12 protein-coding genes are annotated in these 21560 nt (G+C 44.6%); 4 read left to right on the forward strand and 8 right to left on the reverse strand.

Translation table 11 applies throughout. The annotated features are described in order from the left end of the window. Nucleotides 1-169 precede the first annotated feature (169 nt). Nucleotides 170-1744, reverse strand: coding sequence for an ATP-binding protein (locus F7D20_RS00580; protein ID WP_158462338.1), 1575 nt, complete (start codon nucleotides 1742-1744; stop codon nucleotides 170-172). Between the two features lie 275 nt (nucleotides 1745-2019). Between F7D20_RS00580 and F7D20_RS00585 the strand changes: the two genes are divergently transcribed. Continuing rightward, a complete protein-coding gene (locus F7D20_RS00585; RefSeq protein WP_158462339.1) occupies nucleotides 2020-2802 on the forward strand; it encodes a pyrroline-5-carboxylate reductase family protein in 783 nt (260 codons plus the stop codon). A 186-nt stretch (nucleotides 2803-2988) separates the two neighbouring features. Here the strand turns inward: F7D20_RS00585 and F7D20_RS00590 are convergent, their stop codons facing one another. From F7D20_RS00590 to F7D20_RS00615, 6 genes are all read right to left on the reverse strand, one after another. Further along, entirely contained in the window at nucleotides 2989-5331 is a 2343-nt protein-coding gene (locus F7D20_RS00590; protein ID WP_437182641.1) for a glycoside hydrolase family 3 C-terminal domain-containing protein, read from the reverse strand. A gap of 50 nt (nucleotides 5332-5381) precedes the next feature. Next, the gene (locus tag F7D20_RS00595) at nucleotides 5382-6608 is read right to left on the reverse strand and encodes an esterase (RefSeq protein ID WP_153087311.1); all 1227 of its coding nucleotides are present in this window, start codon (nucleotides 6606-6608) and stop codon (nucleotides 5382-5384) included. A gap of 78 nt (nucleotides 6609-6686) precedes the next feature. Next, nucleotides 6687-7889, reverse strand: coding sequence for an esterase (locus tag F7D20_RS00600; RefSeq protein WP_158462341.1), 1203 nt, complete (start codon nucleotides 7887-7889; stop codon nucleotides 6687-6689). A gap of 28 nt (nucleotides 7890-7917) precedes the next feature. After that, nucleotides 7918-8832, reverse strand: a complete 915-nt coding sequence (locus F7D20_RS00605; RefSeq protein ID WP_158462342.1) for a hypothetical protein — start codon at nucleotides 8830-8832, stop codon at nucleotides 7918-7920. A 34-nt stretch (nucleotides 8833-8866) separates the two neighbouring features. Next, nucleotides 8867-10429: a RagB/SusD family nutrient uptake outer membrane protein gene (locus tag F7D20_RS00610; RefSeq protein WP_158462343.1), complete on the reverse strand. Its 1563-nt coding sequence runs from the start codon at nucleotides 10427-10429 to the stop codon at nucleotides 8867-8869. 63 nt (nucleotides 10430-10492) lie between these two features. After that, nucleotides 10493-13567, reverse strand: coding sequence for a SusC/RagA family TonB-linked outer membrane protein (locus F7D20_RS00615; RefSeq protein ID WP_158462344.1), 3075 nt, complete (start codon nucleotides 13565-13567; stop codon nucleotides 10493-10495). A 237-nt stretch (nucleotides 13568-13804) separates the two neighbouring features. On the opposite strand from F7D20_RS00615, the gene F7D20_RS00620 reads away from it, so the two are divergent. Further along, nucleotides 13805-17839, forward strand: coding sequence for a hybrid sensor histidine kinase/response regulator transcription factor (locus F7D20_RS00620; protein ID WP_158462345.1), 4035 nt, complete (start codon nucleotides 13805-13807; stop codon nucleotides 17837-17839). A 223-nt stretch (nucleotides 17840-18062) separates the two neighbouring features. Continuing rightward, nucleotides 18063-19643 (forward strand): ATP-binding protein, encoded by a 1581-nt coding sequence (locus F7D20_RS00625; protein WP_158462346.1) that lies wholly within the window; start codon nucleotides 18063-18065, stop codon nucleotides 19641-19643. 53 nt (nucleotides 19644-19696) lie between these two features. On the opposite strand, the gene F7D20_RS00630 is transcribed toward F7D20_RS00625, so the two are convergent. Beyond that, complete coding sequence (locus F7D20_RS00630) at nucleotides 19697-20332, reverse strand: DNA-binding protein (protein WP_158462347.1); 636 nt, start codon at nucleotides 20330-20332, stop codon at nucleotides 19697-19699. 587 nt (nucleotides 20333-20919) lie between these two features. Between F7D20_RS00630 and F7D20_RS00635 the strand changes: the two genes are divergently transcribed. Further along, nucleotides 20920-21474 (forward strand): helix-turn-helix domain-containing protein, encoded by a 555-nt coding sequence (locus tag F7D20_RS00635; RefSeq protein WP_158462348.1) that lies wholly within the window; start codon nucleotides 20920-20922, stop codon nucleotides 21472-21474. Nucleotides 21475-21560: the final 86 nt, after the last annotated feature.

Genomic DNA, 21560 nt, shown 5'->3' on the forward strand with positions numbered 1-21560 from the left:
TATGATACTTCTATGATACTTCTTGTAAAATAAACGAAAAAGTATCATTCTTGTATTGTGCAGTATATCAGATGTTTATAAGGATATCGTACTAAATAATGATACTATGATACTTTTTCCCGCAAAAAACATTTATGCGCAGGCAATTATTTTCAATACCTCTTTCATATTATACTTCCTTCCAATCAACCAGTCCCTTTCCCATATCATCCAGTTCTATGGCAAGAGCAATCACTTTGCGCTTATCAGCCTTGAAAGGTTCGGCATACTGCTTGGCTTTCATCTGCTCCGTGGCAGCATCCACGCCGCCGTTGTTGCTCAGTTTCAGCTCCAGCACATAGATGAAGTTGGTGGTTTCTACCACCATATCAATTCTGCCCGTAGCAATCATCTTTTCTACTTCCACACGGCAGCCGATGGCATTAAAGATGGTGCTCAGAATCAGGCGGTAGCGCTCCTCCATATTCATGCTGGCAAGCTTCTTGTTGCTGTAGGGCACATCCGCAATGAGCGCCTTCAGGCATTTCATAGCTTCAGGAAGATTGCCAAGCTGAAGAGCAAGAAACAGACCAGACTGGGTAGATTGGATATCACCATTGCTTCGCAGCGTAAGTGCCGGTAACACCGTTTCATAAAGTGCTTGCCTTACCTCATAATTAGGAAATCCTAAAATATAAACTCCCATCTGGTAATCCTTAATGGTAAGATAACCAGACTGATAGAGGAATAGTTCAGCTCCTCCGCCTGTGACATCAGAAGTCTCGATGATGGTGCTTAACAAGGTACAATGATCAAAATCCTTTAACCGAATCTCCAAATCATTCACAAACTTAGGCAGCAATGAAGTTGCGCCCGACGAAGCCCAGTAGTTCCTCAGCTTGGAATCAGCAAGGGCGTTGATAAGACTGAAGGGATTGAATATATCCACCATATTCTCATAACAGAAATGATAGCCATCGTAATAAGCTGTCAACTGTGCTATGGTCTCATCGAAAGTCCAACTGTTCTTTGATGCCAATTTATTGATTTCCGGCTTAAAATCGCACAGCACCTCTTCTTTCGTAATACCACAGATGGCAGCATATTCCGGCTCAAAGCTGATGTTGCTCAGATTGTTGAGCACTGAGAAGAGAGAGATTTGCGTAAACTTGGTGATGCCGGTGATGAAGACAAACTTCTCGTATTTATCCTGAGATTTTAATACGGCAAATACTTCTCTATAAATAGCGGTACATGCTTCGTGGTGAGGAGTTTTCCAGGAATGCTGCAATGGAGAATCGTATTCGTCGATGAGAATGGCTACCTGTAAACCTGTTTTGTTATAAGTAGTTTCAATGATATTCTTAAATCTTACGGCAAGAGAACTATCTTGGCGCACAACAATTCTGTACTCCGTTTCAAGAGTATTGAAAACATCATCCAGATAGCTTCGTACACTTTCCGGTTCTGCGCCAGCCTGGCTCATATCCAGTCTGATGACAGGACGCTTCACCCATTCCGTCTCCAGCTGCATAATCTTCAAGCCCTCGAAGAGTTCCTTCTTACCCATGAAGTAGGTTTCAAGCGTATCGACCAGCACTGATTTACCAAAGCGGCGTGGGCGGCTCAGGTAATTATACTTTTTCCCCCTGTTGGCAAGTTGCCAGATAATATCTGTCTTGTCAACATACAGGCATCCTTGCTTTCTGATTTCCTCAAAGGACTGGATGCCTACTGGCAATCGTCTATCGTTTATCTCTACCATAATTCCTAATCTGTCGTTATATGAACTTTTCCGCAAAATTACGGTTTAATTTTCATATCAGCAAGAGATTTCGGGGAAAAGTTACTGAAATAGTTGGGGATTCCCAGGTTTTATAAGGTGAAGATGAGACTTCCAGAATGGGAGCAAACTAACGAATTTCTTAAAATATCGTAAGTAAACAACCGTACTTTCTTAAAAAATCGCCAATAAACTGCTCTTTTTCTGATAAAAATAGTATCTTTGCACTATAATTGCATTTTAACTATAAGAAGACAATGAAAATAGCAATCATCGGAGCAGGAGCCATGGGTGGTGCCATGGCAGAAGGACTCTTGCAAAGCGAGAAGTTCATTCCATCAGATATTACAGTATCTGACCATAACCAACCCGTATTGGACCATTTTGCAAGCAAGGGTGCCAGCGTTACACTCGACAACCAGTTGGCTTGCCACGGCGCAGACATCGTATGGGTGGTAGTTAAACCATGGTGTGTAGAGAAGACATTGAAGGGCATCAAGGATGCACTTGACTACAAGAGTCAGAAACTCGTAGTAGTTGCTGCTGGTGTGCCATCAGCCAACATCAAAGAGTGGTTAGACAAAGATGGTATCACTCCAACCTTCTTCCTCGTGATGCCAAACATCGCCATCGCCTACAAGCAGTCGATGACCTTCATCACTCCTATAGATGCATCTGCCACAGAAATCCAGCAGATTACAGATATATTCGATGAATTGGGCGAAAGCCTCATCATGGAAGAACGTCTCTTCCCTGCTGCCACAGCCATGTCGTGTGCCATCGCCTACGCCATGCGTTATGTAAGAGCCAATGTGGAAGGCGGCGTAGAGATGGGATTCAAGGCAAAGGATGCCCAAAAGATTGTACTCCAAACCGTAAAAGGTGCCGTAGAGCTACTTCAAGAAACAGGCGAGCACCCCGAGGCTGCCATCGACAAGGTTACCACTCCTGGCGGTTGTACCATCAAGGGCCTCAACACCATGGAACAGAATGGATTTACCAACGCGGTCATCAAGGGTTTAATAGCAGGAAAGAAGTAAACTTTCTTGTCTTTTTCGGACAAGAGGTACATATCACAACCAATAAAAAAGAGACACCTTATTATATTAGGTGTAATAAAAAAGCTGCATAGGAGTAAAACCTATGCAGCTTTTCTTGTTTGTTTTTACGCCCCATACATACAGGAAATACAATATTTCCTTACTTTCATACGTGGGGACAAGCTCTTATTTCACTTCAGGCAACAAGCAAGGGCGTACCTTGGAAGTTACCTTAGCCTTCTCATTGACGATAACTGTGAGTGGCTTGGTGTCGGCAGCATTCTTTGCCACCATCACCTTGTAATCACCAGCCTCAACCTGCCACTGACTATCAACCTCATTGAAAGAAGCCAGGTTCTTGTATGGGATATCGATAGTAACTGTCTCCGACTCACCAGGCTGCAATTTCTTAGTCTTGGCGAAACCACGGAGTTCCTTGGCTGGTTTATCCATATCCTTGCCAGGAGCTGCCACATATACCTGAACAACTTCCTTACCAGCTACCTTACCAGCATTCTTCACAGTCACCAGGACCTTGATATTGCCCTGCGCATCCTTCGTTACCACAGGTTTGCCATACTTAAAGGTAGTATAGCTCATACCATAACCAAAAGGAAAAGATACAGGCACATTCTTAGTCTGGTAATAACGATAACCTACATAAACACCATCATTATACTCGGTGTAATCCACATTCTTCACGTTACCCTTGCTACCGATACCTTTGCCCATAAACATACCAAGCACATCGTCAACCTTGACAGTCTCAGGGTTAGGGAAATCAGCCTTAGAAGGAACGTCGTTATAACTTACAGGCCATGTCATAGGAAGACGACCAGAAGGATTCTCCTTACCCGACAAGATGTCAGCAACACAGTTACCACCCTCCTGACCAGGCAGCCAAGACAACAATACAGCATCAGGACCACCAATCCAACTCTTGGTCTCAACAACGCCACAAACATTCAAGATGACAACCACCTTCTTACCAGCCTTATGGAAAGCGTTGCAAACGCCAGAAATCATATCCTTCTCCTCCTTTGTGAGATTGAAGCTATCAGAAATCTTGCGATCCAAGAACTCACCAGACGACTTACCAATAGTGATGATTGCCATATCGTTGTTTTTGACAGCAGCAGACATATTCAATTCTGCAAGGCTCATCTCAGGGATGAAGTGACCAGGCAAGAAAGCCTCCAAAGGATTCTTTGGCTTTGGCAAGTTTGCCTTTGCCTTTGGAGCATACTCTATATATGACTTCTGGATGTCGCCATCCACCTGATAGCCAGCATTCTTCAAACCATCCAACAAGCTAACCACATAAGCATGGTTAACATTGCCAGAACCAGTACCACCAGCTATGAAATCATAAGAAGTATTACCGAAGAGGGCTATGTTCTTAATCTTCTGAACGAGTGGCAATACATTCTTGTTGTTCTTTAACAACACCATTCCCTCGGTAGCGGCATTGCGAGCCACCAAAGCATGTCCCTTCAAATCAGGATTGTTGTCGGCAACATACTGCTTGAAACGAGGAGTCTGCATGATATACTCCAAGATATGGCGTACATTGCGGTCGAGGATTTCCATCGACAGGCGACCATTGAGCACAGCCTTGCGAATCTCCTTCACCTGGTCTGCCTTACCTGGCATCAACAGGTCGTTACCCGCTTCCATCTGGGCAGCTGCGCTAAGACCACCAAACCAGTCAGTCATCACCATACCCTTGAATCCCCACTCATGGCGTAGAATCTCTGTTATCAAGTCACAACGCTCGCTAGACATCGTACCATTGATGAGATTGTAAGAAGTCATCACCGTCCAAGGCTGAGCTTCCTTGACAACGATTTCGAAAGGTTTCAAGTAAATCTCACGGAAAGTACGTGGATTACCGATAACATTATTACGAGTACGATTGGTCTCCTGGTTATTCAGTGCGAAGTGCTTCAACGAAGTACCTACACCGTTGCTCTCGATACCATTCACCATAGCTGCACAAATGGTACCAGCCAACAATGGATCTTCTGAATAATACTCAAAGTTACGGCCACAAAGAGGATTACGCATAATATTGGTAGCAGGTGCCAACAAGACATCTACGCCATAATGCTTCACCTCATCTCCCATAGAGGTACCTACGGAATACACCAAGTCTTTGTTCCAGGTAGAGCTCATCACAGTAGCCACAGGGAAGTGGGTACAGTAGAATGTCTTGTCGGTATCCTTGCGTTTAGGGTCGATGCGAAGACCTGCAGGACCATCGGCTACAACCGTAGCAGGAATGCCCAGACGCTCAATACCATTCACCTGACCTGCGGCACCCTGTACCAACTGACCTTGGTTACCAATGGTAGCCTCCATCTGGCTCTCATACTTACCCGTAGAACCTACCACCAACTGAATCTTCTCATCGAGGGTCATCGCATTGATGACATCCTGGATAGGAGACACACCCAACTTTGGGTTCTGTGCTTGCACTACGAAAGTCGCAGAAAAAAGCACACATGAAGAAACTAATAATTGTTTTATCATTGTCTATACCTTATTTTATTAAACTATTACTTGAAAAACTGATTTTATCATTTGAAAATCTTCTGTGCGAACTCTGTAAGATACACACGCCAATTACGCCAGATGTGTCCACCCTCCGTTTCCAAATAGGTATATTTATACCCCTTCTCATCGAAGTAGCGACGCAAGTCTGCACTGCTCTTATAGAGGAAATCGGTCTTGCCCATACCAATCCAATACAACTTTGGCTTGTTCTTAAACAGAGTAGCCAACTGTTTCTTAGCCTCCTCATTACCCTGCAACTGCTTGTAGAAGTCACTACGGAAATCGCCAGTAGTACCCACATGCAAACCTGCAGAGAAGAGTCCGATGTAATCAAACTTGGTAGGGAAACGACGAGAGATATCAAAAGAATGACCACCGCCCATAGAGAGTCCACAGATGGCACGATGAGCCTTGTCTTTAGCAACCTTATAGTGGCTCTCCACATAATTCATCACATCAGGGAAGCTCTCATCCATGGTGGCAGCTGGCTTGGCACCTTGATAGCCATAGAAAGAAGGAATATATTGACCTGCCGACCACTCACCTGGAGCAGCCTGGCAATTAGGATTGCCATTGGTCATCACCACGACCATAGGCTTAGCCTTACCTGTGGCAATCAAATTATCAAGAATATGCTGTGCACGTCCTAAAGTAGTCCAGGCATCCTCGTCGCCACCTGCGCCATGGAGCAGATAGAGTACAGGATAATCCTTGCCTTTGTCATAACCTGCTGGAGTATAGACCGTCATACGGCGCTGCATCTTGAGCGTAGGACTATCATACCAAACCTTAGACACATTTCCGTGAGGTACTTCGTTAACGGTATAGAGATCACCACAATCACCTTTCTTGTCTGAAAGAATGAATATATTGGTTTCTGAGGTAATATCACGAGTGATATACACGCTTCCTGGGTCAACGATCTTCACTCCATCCAAAAGGAGATTGTAAGAATACAACTCAGGTGAAAGCATTTGGCTGGTAAAAGTCCAAACACCCTTTTCATCTTTTGTCATATCAGCTACTCCAGGAGCATCATACTTTCCCATTGGTGTATCAATGGTTTTCGGTGCCAGGAAATCACCAGTAACCTGCACCTTTTGGGCATTAGGAGCCTTCAAGCGGAAAGTTACGGTATGGTTGGCGTTCACCTCAGGTGAGATAACAGGAACATTGTCAAACAATGCCTGTTGGGCAAAACTGCCAAGACTCATCAGCAAGGCAGTTGCCAAGAATGTAATTTTCTTCATTGTTATCAATTTTTTGATTATTGTTAGTCTCATTCTATAGAAGGTCTCCTAAGATTTAGAAGACCTTCCTGCTAATTATTAGAATATTTTCTGAACAAATTCGGCGAGATAGATTCTCCAATTTCGCCAAATATGTCCCCCGTCAGTTTCCATATAGGTATATTTGTATCCCTTGCTATCCAGTTTCTCTCGCAAAGCGGTGTTGTCCTTGTAGAGGAAATCGGAATTACCTATGCCTATCCAGAAGAGCTTTGGCTTGGCAGCAAAGAGGTTAGCCAACTTATCATCCACATTGTCGTAGATATACTCATTGGCACCACCGCTCCTCTGCTCCTTGCCGATGGCTGCGGAGAACAAACCTACATAACCAAAGGTCTTAGGATTGTTGATAGAAATATAGAACGAGTGGAAACCACCCATCGAAAGACCTGCTATGGCACGACCTTGAGTATTGGCGATGGTACGATAGCGACTATCCATGAACTTCACTACCTCAGGGAAAGATGCCTCGAAAGATCCCTCCATGGTCTTAGGCAATCCCAATGCAGGGACTATCAGATTATCCGATGTCTGTCCTGGAGCTGCCTCCTGAGAGATATTGCCATTGGTCATGACGACGATCATTGGCTTCGCCTTGCCTTGCGCAATGAGGTTATCGAGAATTTGCGAAGCACGTCCCAAATCCATCCACGCTTCCTCGTCGCCACCGATGCCATGCAAGAGATAAAGCACAGGATATTTCTGCTTGCTGGTCTCGTAACCTGCAGGAGTATATACTGTCATACGGCGAGTAAGACCAGCTTTGGCATCATCATACCAGACCTTTGATACGGTTCCATGCGCTACCTTGTTGACCTTGTAGAGATCAGCCTTTCCTCCGCCTACCAAGAAATAGTTGGAAACGTTGGCGATGTCACGCACGGTATAGACGTTGAGATGGTCGGTAACACTGGCGCCATCCACCATCATTGTATAGCTATAAAGCTCTGGTGCCAAAGGAGCAGTGGTTGTAAAAGACCATACCCCCTTCTCATCCTTCTTCAAATCGGCTACTCCAGGCATATCATACTTACCCATCGGGGTATCTATTTTCTTGGTTGGCAAGAAGTCACCTGTTATCTGTACTTTTTGAGCCCCTGGTGCCATGCAGCGGAAAGTAACGGTCTTGTCTGCATGAATCTCAGGAGAGAGAGGCATCTGTCCCCCGAACAAGGCTTGCTGTCCGAAGGCAGAACCACAAATAGCACACAATGTAATTGCTAATATCGAAAATCTTTTCATTGAATATAACGTTTTATTTTTTAATTTATTACTTGGCGATGGCAGCAAACTTAATCTTAAACGATCCCTTGCCAGCCGATCCATCTGCACCACTCTGGGTAGCAAGGTCAGCTCCCTCGAATGAGAATAAGTCCTGTCCCTCTGCATCCTTAACGGTAGAAATGATGATCTTACCAGCCGTGATGTATTGTGCGACACCAGCCTCATCCACGAAGTAACTACCACCCACGGCATTGTATTGAGGGTAAAAATAACCATTGCCCATCAACCAAGGCTCTGAAGCATTCTCTTGAATGGTATATTCACCAGCCAAGTCTGTATGACCGAGCTGATTGGCATTCACTGCTTCCAGATGAGCAGCAGGCTGACCTGCCGGATTGTTGATAGAGATGATATACTTGGTAGCATTAGGATTCACGACAGGAGCACCTGTTGACCAATCGAAAATCTGAGTTGGAGCGATAGTAAGAGTATAGCCCGATGCTTCTGGGTCATCCTGTCCCACAACGAAGGAAAGCTCTCCTACATAATTCAACTTCACTCGCTGACCGGCGGCATTGGCAAACAAACCGTTCAAGTAATACTTGCCCCCGATAAGAGATACGTCGATGTCGCCACTCTTCATTGCCTCACCATTCACCTTGACCACACAGGTTTTGTTAGCCACGGTCTCAGCTACGGTATAAGAGGCAGCGGGAAGAATCCACTCGGTACTACCAAAACTAATCTGAATGGCAGTTCCCTTTACATCTTTTATATCTACATTGAGCGCCTTGATACCTTTTCCCAACTTAGTGGTAGGCTGCACGGTAGCCTCTTGCGATGTATAATTCTGCATATCTGCATATACTCCCTGCATACCATCAAGAGCATCGTTATCGCAGGCTGTGAAACACAGCCCTGCAATAAACAGACTAAATATTGAACCTATATATTTTTTCATATCAATATCATTTAAATATCAGTTAATTAGAAGATTACCATCCCGTATTCTGCTGGATATTAGGATTCAATTCTCTTTCCTTCAAAGGAATAGGAAGCAACATGTGCTTGTCTTGGAATCCGAAAGTAGAATTGGAGAAATCCCAACTTACGCCCTTGGAAGAGTAGTTAGGAATTTCCTTACCCTGTGAAGCCAAGGCTTTCTTGGCATCACCCCAACGTACCAAGTCCTGGAATCGGGTACTTTCCAGACAGAGTTCCAAGCGCTTCTCCGTCTTGATGTCGTCCAAGGTAACGCTGAGCAAAGGAGTCTCCTTGGCACGTTCACGAATCTCATTGATATCTTTCAGCGCTATGTCTGTGTTGCCAGCCTCCAGGTTTGCCTCGGCAGCCAGGAGGAGAACTTCGGCATAACGCATAATCTTTCGGTCGGTATATTGTAATCCCTGGAAGTAGGAGGCATCCATGATGTTGTCACTCTTCAATACGCGGTTCTTGAAGAAGAGGTAGCCTTCACATCCATAGATGTTCTGACCAGGATTCAACTTCACACCGTATGCTGTCATCTGATCACTGTTGAGCAGGGTCTTCTGCAAACGATATCCATTCTCGCCCTCTGCTTTTACAAATGCTTCATAGAGAGACTTGCGAGGATTCAAGAAACCGTAGGTTCCCTGTGCCACTTCGTTAGCAGCCTTGCCTTCGAGCGTCATATTGCCGGTACGCCATCCTTGCATCAGGAAGGTCATATCAAACTGATTCCAAGCCTGCTCCTGGTCGTTACGCCACTGCAATTCGAGCATAGACTCACAGTTGTTGTTGTTGACAGCATGAAACTGCATGTCATAGTCGCCACGGAAGAGGTCGTACTTCTTGGAATCCACCACCTCATTGAGTACGATTGCAGCCTCCTGATACTTTTTCTGGAAGAGATAAGCCTTGCCCAGATAAGCCTTTGCCACTTCCTGGGTAACACGCATACCCGTCACCTGATCGTCCTTGTTCTTCTTGGAAGGCAAGGCATTCATGCCGATGGCATCATTTAGGTCTGACTCTACAGCTGCCCAAAGAGCCTCAGGTGTGCTGTTGCCTTGGCGATATTCACCAGGTTCCAACAAATGATCTACGAGAGGAGCTGTACCCCACAAAGTGACAAGTTCGAAGTTTGCCCAAGCACGGAAGAACTTTGCCTCTGCGATGGCACGTTTCTTGACTTCCGTATCATCAGCCACCTTCTCAATGATGAGGTTTGACTGATAGATGACACCATAGAGCCCCGAGAATAAGCCCTCGACATTACTGTTGCTGGAATCGAAGGTAAATTCGTTCAACTGCTCGTATGAGTTGTTGTCGCCGCGATTACCACCGCCACACCAAGCATCATCCGAAAGCATATTCTTGGTAAAGAACCAAGTAAAATACAATCCCTTCACACGGCTATACATGGCAGCCACTGCCTGCTCGGTCTGCTCATTGGTCTTGTAGAAATCATCCTGACCACCCATATTGCCATGCTTTGCTATATCGAGTCTGTCTTCACAACCGGCAAATAACACTGCCACAACGAGAAGCAGACTATATATGATATTCTTTTTCATAATTTCTTAATGTTATTATATATATAGAATATGTATAGTGTTAGTTATATGAACCTCCAGACTTTAGAACTCCAAGTTGAAGCCCATTACTACCTTCTTTGAGGTTGGATAACCGCCTTTGTCGATACCCATACCCACTACATCATTGGTAGAAACCTCAGGGTCGAAGCCTGGGTACTTGGTGATGGTGAAGAAGTCATCGAGAGACACATAGAGGCGCAAGTTACTGATTGCTACCTTCTTGAGGAGAGTCTTCGGTAAACTGTAACCCAACTGAATCTGCTTAATCTTGAAATAAGATCCATCATATACCATTGCGCTGGATGTAGCATACTTGTCCATATTGTTGGCACCAGCACGTGGCTTGCTACCATTAGGATTGCTCTCCGTCCAACGATCGTCATAGAAGAGTTCCTTCATCTTGTTGACCATAGGGAAGTCGGTACGGTTGATACAGTTGAATATCTTGTTGCCTGATGCACCAGAACCAAATACTGCCAAGTCGAAACCTTTGTAAGCTGCGGTCAAGGTGATACCATAGGTGAAGTCTGGAATGGCACTACCCAAGTCCATCTTGTCATCATCGGTCAAATCACCACTATCGTTCAGGTCGGCAAAAGTTGGATCGCCCGTCTTTGGGTCTATACCTGTAAACTGATAGCCACGGAAGTAATACACAGGATAGCCCTTCTCGAAGTATGTGAGAGGCACATTCATAAAGGTAGTACCCTGCAAACGAGTCAAAGATGGGTCGAGATAAGTAACCTCGTTCTTCAAGGTAGCGAGGTTGCCACGTACACTATAGCTGAAATCACCGATGTTGTCTCTCCAACCAAGTTCAAACTCGAATCCCTTGTTGCTTACGTTACCAGCATTGATAGGAGATGTGGTGCCGCCGATAACCAAAGATGGAGTGGTACCACTCACGAGCAAGTCCTTGGTCTTCTTCACGAAATAGTCCATGCTGAAGTTCATTCTGCCAGCAAAGAGGAGCGCATCAATACCGAAGTCGGTCTGCTCTGATGTTTCCCACTTCAGTTTATCGTTACCCATACTAGATGGACTAACAGACGTTGTATAATTATTACCAGGAACTAACGGATAAATGCTACCCTGCGCCATATCGGTGCTGTAGGCATAGCCACTCAAGGCAGCCAAGCTACCATTCTGGCCCCAGCTGGCACGCAATTTCAAACTAGCCACAACATCTCTTAAAGGCTCGAAGAACTTTTCCTCTGAAATGGTCCAACCTCCAGACACAGCTGGGAAATATCCCCAACGATTGGTAGCTGGAAGCTTAGATAAGTCGGCAGCATCTGCACGGAGGGAAGCCTGCAGATAATAACGATTTTTATAATCGTAACTCAAACGACCAAAGTAAGAATACTTAGCTGAGCGAGTTTTCTCACCACCTACAGACTTGGTAGCAGAAGCGGATGCGAAATTCAGATAGTAGAACAATGGATTGTTTTTCTTGACAGCGTCTTCACCATTAGCCTGCAAACCACCCTGCACGTAATCGTAGGTAGATTCCTGGAAAGAAATACCAACCATGGCATTCACGGTATGGTCACCAAACTTCTTCATATAGTTGGCAAAGTTTTCCCATTGATAATAGATAGAGGTAGAAGAAGTTGCACTCTGATCTACATAATTACGGCTTTGCGTTGCATTTCCATAGTAAGGAAGTGAAGTGGAAGAACTGCGAGTACCCGACAAACGGTAACCAAGGCGAGAAGTAATCACAAGATCCTTGATAGGCTTGAAATCTGCATAAATGGAACCATTCACATTGAATCCACTGTCGCGACTTACATTGTTGTCACGCATGATGAATGGGTTGTATTGCTCACCTGCATAGAAAGCAGACACACCATAGTAGTTACCAGCCCCATTGGTCAAGAGATGCTTTCCGCTTGCCAAGGCACTAGCAACATGAGCAGGCAAGTTTCCACCCTCGTATGCAACAGGGGTCAATGGATCCATAGAAAGCACAGCTGCCATCATAGAACCATACTCAGAACCCTCAGAAACAGAACGAACGTTATATTTTTCAATCTGGTTAGTAGTGCCCACCTTCAACCATGGCTTGATCTGATATTCAGCATTGATGGTAGCGGTGAGACGACGATAGAGATCATTATTACCTCTTACCATACCATCATTGTCAAGATAAGTAAGCGAAAGATAGTAGTTGCCATTTTGGTTACCACCCGTAAAGCTCAGGTTGTGCTTCTGCATCTTACCCTTGCCATAGATGGCATCTACCCAAGAGGTATTGGTTGTTCCATCCCAATTCTTCAAGAGATAATCCTCGGTAAAGGTCTTACCTTCTTTCATATATTGGATATATTCTTCGGCATTGAGCAACTTAGGCTTTTTAGCAAGCGATTCGATGGCATATTGGAAATCATATGTTATCTTTCCACTACCCACAGAACCCTTCTTCGTAGTAATGAGAACCACGCCATTACCAGCCTCTGCACCATATATGGCAGCAGAAGCGGCATCCTTCAACACTTCCATAGATGCTATGTCATTAGGATCGATACCACTAATATCGCCTAGGCGCACACCATCTACTACATAGAGAGGATCGGAAGAACCATTGGAAGAGAAACCACGGATACGAATGGTTGGTGATGCACCCGGACGAGCAGAAGAAGAGACAATCTGTACACCTGCGGTCTTACCCTGAAGAGCAGACTTGGCATTGGTGATGGTACGATTCTCCATATCCTCTTTCTTTACCTGAGAGATGGCACCAGTTACAGAACTCTTTTTCTGTACACCATATCCAACAACGACAACATCGTCGAGCATTTTGTTGTCTTCCTTCATGTTGATTTTCAACTTAGAGGTGATGGCAGGCACCTCTTTAGTCTTATAACCGAGATAAGAGAAAACCAAGGTTTTCCCCTTTTGTACCATGATGGAGAAGTCTCCATCCAATCCTGTGACAGTGCCGCTTTTGGCGTCGTCTTTTACTTTGACAGTAACGCCAATCAATGGCTCAGCATTCTGGTCAACAACCAGACCCGTCACTTTCATCAGTTCTTGTGCTATAGCTGTAGAACTGGAAACAATCAATAATACGATGAAGGTTAGTAACCTTCCATAATCATGTTTGATACTCATAAGGTTTGCGAGTTAATAAAGTTAATAGATTAAATATTCTATGTTTTATTTTGCGCTGCAAAGGTACGAACTTTTCTCCCAAGGCTTTTTCTAAAATGTTTTCTTGTGTTACGTTTTTGTTCAAAATGGGGTTTCCTATATGTTCAAAAACTTGCCTTTTTGTTTAAAAAGTCTTATAATCCTTGTATATATCAAGGTTTTATAGTACTTTTGCAATAATTAACAAAACCATCGATTATGAAACGAACAAAGGTATTTTATAACGCACTCATTCTCTTGGCAACCCTTCTCCTGACTGCTTGCCAGGAAAGAAAAAACACCCCCCCAGTAATCTCTTCACCCGAGAAGAACCTCGTCCTGTCTGATCATATCTCCAACCAAAAGGTGATGAGCATCTGCGAAGACAAATACGGACAAATCTGGATAGGTACCTTCCGTGGTCTCAACAAGTATGATGGCAACCAGTATCACCAATACTACTGCGTGGACGATTCACTGGGATTGCCCGACAACCATATTTCCCACATTTATCGTGACTCCCACAACCGACTCTGGGTAGCCACCGTCAACGGCGTATGCCTATACCAGACCAATGGCAATTTCAAACGAATAAGTATCAATGGCACTAACAAGAACATCGAAAAAATCCTAGAAGACAAGGAGGGAAGAATCTTCTTCCTCACGATAACAGACATATATCAATATGACGAAAATACCAACACAGCCATCATCAAGCTCTCCAAAATGCTGGAGAAGAACTGCTTTCATATCTCTTGTCATATAGACCGAAAAGATGTGATGTGGATTGTTACCTCTTACTCTGTCAAGGGGTATCGCACCAAAGACCTCAAACTTATCGCCAAAAGCCCTGTACAGAGTTATCCCATCACCTCTTTTCTCCTCGATGGGCATCAGCTCTACCTCTCTGGCTACAATGGAATGCAGCTCTTTGATACGGACACCCGAAAATGGCAACATCTCCCTGCAGCCTTGCAAGACTTGCAATTCCCCAACGACATGGTCAACTGCATCCATCCGTATGGTGCAAAAGGCAATCTTCTGCTCAGCACCACCAAGCACGGATTATTCTATTTCAATGCCCAGAAGGGAACCATCCTGCCACAAAGCGACAAGAATTTTCCATTCGAAGTGCCTGATATGCAAGTCAACAAGATGTTAACCGATACCAAAGGCAACCTTTGGCTCGGGTCTGAAGACGATGGCGTAAAAACCATCTATAGATACAAGGATATGTTTAACAGCATGCCTGCCCTTCAACGTGCCATCGGCAAACAGCCCGTACTCTCCGTAGCCGCCGACAGGAATCACCACCTCTGGATTTCTACCAAGAAGAACGGACTCTATATGTATGACTTGCAAACCCAGCAACTCAAGGACATACCGATGGTTTCCTACAGCAACGGCAACAAGAAGAATGCCATCATCAACATCTTTGTGGATAGCAGCAATCATCTATGGCTAGCCAATGGCGACCATGTGGCAAAGTACCAATACGATGGCAACCATCTCAACAAGGTAGCCTCCTACCCTTGCTTCATGCCTATAGACATCTGCCAAGATGCAAAGGGTAACATCTGGGTATCCACGGCATCCGTCAACATCTACTGCATTTCAGCACAAAGTGGAGAGATGACCAAAAAACAACTCTTCCCTATCACTTTGTGCTTCATTCCCTGCATCATGCACTTGCAGAATGGCAACATGCTCATATCTGCCTTCTACAAACCCATCCTCGAAATGAATGGAGACAACTTCGACATCCAAGAGTTTAAAGTGAATCCGGAAGACTGGAAGAAGTGCATCAAGCGAAGTGTGTATATCCCAACCAAGAACTATCAAGACCGCAAGGGCAACATCTGGTTGGGTACAGTTACCAACGGACTCTTGAAGTATGACGCAAAGAGCCACAAGCTGACCACCATAGCAGGAATCTCCTGCTCCGACATTTCAAGTATCGAGGAAGATCGAGATGGAAACATTTGGGTCAGTACGCAGTATGGACTCAACAAGATAGATGGAAAAACAGAAAAGGTAACCACCTACAACGAGGCTGACGGTGTGAAAGGCTTCCAATTCTACGATAGGGCATCGTGCAAGCTATCAGATGGAACACTCATCTTCGGCGGCACTCAAGGACTCACCATCTTCAATCCACAAAACGTAAACACGAACCAACAGATAAGTCTGCTTTTCGAAACACTCAAGGTCCATAATGAGATTATGCTTCCTGGCAAGAATGGATGTATCGAGGAGAGTATGGAAGAATCACCCCATATCCACCTAAGCTACAAACAAAACAGCTTTAGCATTGCCTTTTCTGCCATCGACTATAGCGACTACAAGCACATCCATTACTTCTACCAAATGGCAGGTTTCGACAATACATGGATTGATGCAGGCAATAACAACGAGGCGTACTACTCTAATCTTCCTGCTGGCAACTACACCTTCAAGGTCAAGATGGTAGGCAAAGACTCCAACAATACCATCGCCGAAAAAAGCATACAGGTAAGCATCTCCCCTGAGCCTTGGAACTCTTGGTGGGCTTGGTGCCTATACCTTATTATAATGGGATGCGTCGGCTTCGTGATCTACCGGCAGAAGATGCGCATCAGCATCGAGAAGAACATGACTCAAAAGGCTAAGGATGAGAAGGAGCAAGAACAGCGCATCAACAAGATGAACATGAGTTTCTTCGCTAACATCTCGCATGAGTTCCGAACACCACTCACCATGATTTCGGGACCAGTGGAACAACTCTGCGAAAGTGAAAGCATCAACAAGCACGACAAGTTGCTATTGAACATCATCAACCGAAGCGTAGATAGAATGCTGAGACTTGTCAACCAGTTGCTCGACTTCAACAAGTTGGAGAACGACACGCTCCGCTTGCACGTCAAGCAAACCGACATTATCACCGAGATGAAACGCATCATAGACCTCTTCATCGTGAATACCGAGGAGAAAGGTATCACCTTGAACTGTCACGGACTAGAAGGTTCCTACCTGATGCTTCTGGATTCCGACAAACTGGAAAAGATTATCAACAACCTGATGTCCAACGCCATGAAGTTTACCCCTCGTGGCGGTAAGATAGATGTATCTTTCGACACCGGTACCACTAACAAGGGAGAACAGATTATCACCATCACGGTGGCTGATACAGGCAAGGGAATCCCAGAGAATGAGGTGGAGAATATCTTCAAGCGATATTATCAGTTGAACAACCAGTCCACAGGCACCATCAACTGGGGTACTGGCATCGGACTCTACTATGCCCGCAGCCTGGCCGTCCTTCACCATGGCAATTTAAAGGCGGGCAATCGCAAGGACTGCCAGGGAGCCATCTTCACCGTTACCCTGCCTACCAATGAGAGCCTCTATGCCGCCGACGAGAAAGCCCTTTTGGAGCAAGACCAGAAGATGGCTTTTCCACTGCACGACAGTCAGAAAGTGGCAGACAAGGTAAGTCAAGATAACAGTACAGACAACCGTCCGAAAATACTCATCGTAGATGACGACACCGAAGTGGTGCATTATCTTCGTACCCTCCTGGCATCATCCTATCACATCATCTATCGTTTCGATGCCGAGAGTGCCTTGAAGGCGACAAGGGAGGAAGAACCTAGCCTCATCCTCAGCGATGTGGTGATGCCGGGAATGAACGGCTATGATCTCTGCAAGGAAATCAAGCAAGACATCCAACTCTGCCATATCCCAGTCATCCTGGTAACGGCAAAGACCACCGCCGAAAGCCAAGTGGAGGGTCTGAACAGTGGAGCAGATGCCTACGTTACCAAACCATTCACCCCCAAGGTTCTTCTGGCAATGATCAACTCGCAACTCACCAACCGTGAGAAGACCAAGACCATCCTAACCAACGCCACGGAGACAGACAAGAACGTGGAAGAAGTGCTGTCGCCACAAGACAAACTCTTCATGGACGAACTCTATCATATGATGGAGCAGGAACTATCCAACTCGGAATTGGATGTCAACAAGGTAACGAAACTGATGCACATCTCCCGTACAAAGCTCTACTACAAGGTCAAGGGACTCACAGGAGAGAATCCAAGCATCTTCTTCAAGACCTACAAGCTCAATCGTGCCGCCACCCTCATCGTGGAAGGCAAGTACAACATCTCGGAAATAGCCTATATGACAGGCTTCAACACCCTTTCCCACTTTTCAACCAGCTTCAAGAAGCAGTTTGGGTGTACTCCGAGCGAATATAGCAAAAAGAAATACTGATACACAATCGCTGTTCTCCTGCCACTCGTTGCAATGCCATTAGAAGGGTCTTCGGATAAATGACATATAGCAAACAACCCATTATAGAAATGCTGCAAGAGCCTCGGTTCTTGCAGCATTTTTCTGTTTTATAGAACGAAACCGTGCATTTATCATTCATTATTCTTGAATAAATGGAAAAATAAATGTATCTTTGCAAAAAGAATAAAAGAACAGAAAGACTATGGCAGAGATGATTACAAGGAAATTGCCAGCAGGCATACAATTCTTTAGCATTATCCGCAAGGAAGGCTACTTATATGTTGACAAGACCGACTTGGTATGGCAACTTACTCACTCAGGTGATTTATACAATTATCTGAGCCGTCCTCGTCGTTTCGGTAAGTCTCTGCTTATAGATACCTTGCAATGCTACTTCGAAGGCAAGAAAGAACTCTTTGAGGGGCTGAAGATTATGGAACTGGAAGAAGAATGGACTGAGTATCCCGTCATCAGACTTGACATGAGCGGTGCAGGTGCCACTGCTGCCGAAATCAAAGACTATCTCAATCTTGAGTTTTCGAAATACGAAGCATTATACGGCATCAAGCCAAAAGAAACTTCTCGCGAATCCGTACGTCTCCAAGTTATCCTTGACACTGCCCATCAAAAGACAGGTAAGCAAGTAGTTGTCTTGATTGACGAATACGATTCCCCATTGCAGCATTCATGGAAGACACCAGAGCATGAAGGTTGCACTGAAGTTTATCGTTCTGTATTCTCCGTGCTCAAACTCAAAGGAAATGTACTTCGCTTTGTCTTCATCACAGGCATCACGAAGTTTACCCAGATATCCCTGTTCTCTGTACTTAACCATCTGACAAACATCAGCTTTCTCCCACAATTTGCCCCTCTTTGTGGCATCACCGAGGAAGAGATGACAGTTAACTTCGCCCCAGAGTTGGAGGCCTTGGCAGATAAGATGGAATGCAGCATTGAAGAAGCACACGACAAGTTGAAGACCTATTATGACGGTTATCATTTCAGCGATGAGAACATGACCGACATCTACAATCCGTTCAGCTTGCTCAACGCCCTCTCCCAATTGCGTCTGCGCAACTATTGGATTTCATCCGGCGCCACTTCCATGCTGAATAAATTCGTAAACAACATGGAGTTACGCCTTCATGACTTCGAAGATTGCTACATCGACAAAGACACACTGGAGACATCAGATGTCATAGAAGGCGGTGCCGAACTATTCCTCTATCAGACAGGTTATCTCACTATCAAGGGTTTTGATGAAGATGGATATTCTTTAGGCTTTCCGAATGAGGAAGTAAGAAAGGCTCTCTACAAAGCCGTACTGCCTACACTGACCCAGAAGGACATCACGGATATTGTCTCCATACAAAGCAGGTTAATGCACAGCATGAACAATGGCAATTTGGAAGAAGCCAAGCTGTGTATGAAATCTCTCATCTCAAATGTCCCATACAGCAATAAGAAATTGGCAAGTATGGACATGGAGGAGCGTTATCGCCTTATCATCAGCACCATACTGAATGCCATAGGATGCCAAGTAGAAGTAGAACACATGTTATCAACAGGTAGAATAGACATCGTAGCCTCCACCTCCCGCTTCATCTATGTAGTGGAACTGAAGTTAAGCAACAATGGAGGGATAAATGCTGCCGAAAAACAAATCATTGACAATGGCTATCTCAAACCATTCTTGGCAGATGACAGAAAGGTTATAGGATTAGCAGTAGAATTAGATGACATGGGCAAAGGACTCATTGATTGGAAAGAGGTGCAAAATTAGCAGTAAAGTCTTCCATAATTGCTTTTATCATTTCATCTATATTTCTAATAATTTTATATTTCCACCCTTTTAACATACACAATCGCCGTTCTCCTGCCACTCGTAGTAATGCCAACAGCAGGGTCTTTGGAGAAAGCTCGAAGTTCCTTCGTAGCTGAGGAACGAGGAAGGGAAGTTAGCTCGGCATAATCTGCCACACGAATAAAGGGATGAGTGGCATCAGCCAAGTAATCTTGCAACATCTTCAGGCGTTCTTCCTTGGTATAAGGAGAACGATTCACCCTGGATACACCGGCACGAGTAAGCTTACAATGAAGATTGACGTCATTCACGAGGTCTTTGTCTGAAACATAGCGCACGTTTTTCACCTCGATGCTCTTGGCATTTCGCTTCGGACCATCGCCATCTACCGTATCCATCTCCTTGTCTTTCTTCACGCCAAGGGTAGCCTGGAAGGTACCGATGCCTTCGAGCGTAACCGTATTACCTTCTGCCAGTTCCTCCACCAGTTGTTCGGCTATCTTGCTGAGCGCATGCTTCAAGATGCCGTCGTCGAGGATGCCATGAGCGCCCGCCTTCTTCAAGAACTCTTTGGTGGAGAGATTTCTTCGCTTCTCTAAACGATAATAACACTTGGTTTCGCCAGTACCATTGAGGTCGGGCATTTCTTGCTTGATGTATCTTGCCATAATCTATCACTCTAAAAGGTTTGTAATATGCCTGTAAAGTTACAACTTTCTGTAAAGAAAACCTCAAGAAACCTACTGCTTTTTATATATCTTAACTTATGTTCTACTAAATATAGCTTAGGTGTGGTTAAATATAATCTGCATATAACTAAATATAGGTTAGGCGAAGCAGTATGCAGTAGGCTTTTACAGGTTTTGATCTATAGCATTAGAGGTTATACATTAAGGAGAGCCAAGTTATATAACCAGAAGAAAGAATTGAAGTATATAGATAAGTAAGAGGGTAAAGCAGGAAGAAAAATAAGATACTTTAGAACCACAAAGGCAAGCTTCTACAATCACAAAACAACGAATACTTAGTTTTTTTTCTGCATAGTTACAACAGTTTACCATCAAAACAGCTTGTAATTATTCATTTTATCACCTCTTTGTTTGCTCAAATCACTTAAAAATCGTACTTTTGCCACAAAAAGCGAAAATTGGCTACACTCGGCAAAATCAAGCGAGCTTGTTTTGCACAATCTTTGTCACAAAAAGCGAAGGCAAGCAACAACGTTTGCCAACAACAACTAAAAAGATATAGAACTATGGACGAAGCAATTAAGCAAATAGGAGAAAGACTGAAAGGTCTGCGCGAAGTTCTCAACATCCCTGCAGAGGAAGTGGCAGAGCTTTGCGAAATCAGTCTTGAACATTATCTGAAGATCGAATCGGGAGAGGCCGACCCATCTGTATATCGCCTCTCCAAGATCTCAAAACGCTATGGCATTGACCTCGATGTACTGCTCTTTGGCGAGGAGCCTCGCATGAAGGGCTACTACGTCACACGCAAGGGGCAAGGTCCGGAAATAGAACGCAACAACCAGTATAAATACGAAAGCCTCGCTGTAGGTTTCAAAGACAGAAGGGTGAATCCCTTCATGGTACAGGTTGACCCTCTGCCAGGAGATGACAAGCCTCACAAGAACGGACACGACGGTCAGGAATACGACTATGTCATGGAAGGCCAGCTCGAAGTAACGATAGAGGATAAAGTAATGGTACTTAATCCTGGCGACAGTATTTATTTCGACAGTAAGAAACAACACTGCTTCCGCTCGCTGAACGGAAAACCAGCCAAGTTTCTTTGTATAATCATATAGGAGTTAAAGGTGTTAAGGAATTGAAGAAGTCAAGACAAATGATATAATCACCTCACAAGAGCAATAAACCATCTATAATAATAAGG

The sequence above is a fragment of the Segatella copri genome, from assembly GCF_009495355.1.
In the GTDB taxonomy this organism is placed as follows: domain Bacteria; phylum Bacteroidota; class Bacteroidia; order Bacteroidales; family Bacteroidaceae; genus Prevotella.

Coding starts and splice junctions, on each gene's coding strand:
- F7D20_RS00630 (WP_158462347.1), bottom strand. CDS start 20,332: ATGGCAAGATACATCAAGCAAGAAATGCCCGACCTCAATGGTACTGGC.
- F7D20_RS00625 (WP_158462346.1), top strand. CDS start 18,063: ATGGCAGAGATGATTACAAGGAAATTGCCAGCAGGCATACAATTCTTT.
- F7D20_RS00620 (WP_158462345.1), top strand. CDS start 13,805: ATGAAACGAACAAAGGTATTTTATAACGCACTCATTCTCTTGGCAACC.
- F7D20_RS00580 (WP_158462338.1), bottom strand. CDS start 1,744: ATGGTAGAGATAAACGATAGACGATTGCCAGTAGGCATCCAGTCCTTT.
- F7D20_RS00610 (WP_158462343.1), bottom strand. CDS start 10,429: ATGAAAAAGAATATCATATATAGTCTGCTTCTCGTTGTGGCAGTGTTA.
- F7D20_RS00615 (WP_158462344.1), bottom strand. CDS start 13,567: ATGAGTATCAAACATGATTATGGAAGGTTACTAACCTTCATCGTATTA.
- F7D20_RS00605 (WP_158462342.1), bottom strand. CDS start 8,832: ATGAAAAAATATATAGGTTCAATATTTAGTCTGTTTATTGCAGGGCTG.
- F7D20_RS00595 (WP_153087311.1), bottom strand. CDS start 6,608: ATGAAGAAAATTACATTCTTGGCAACTGCCTTGCTGATGAGTCTTGGC.
- F7D20_RS00635 (WP_158462348.1), top strand. CDS start 20,920: ATGGACGAAGCAATTAAGCAAATAGGAGAAAGACTGAAAGGTCTGCGC.
- F7D20_RS00600 (WP_158462341.1), bottom strand. CDS start 7,889: ATGAAAAGATTTTCGATATTAGCAATTACATTGTGTGCTATTTGTGGT.
- F7D20_RS00585 (WP_158462339.1), top strand. CDS start 2,020: ATGAAAATAGCAATCATCGGAGCAGGAGCCATGGGTGGTGCCATGGCA.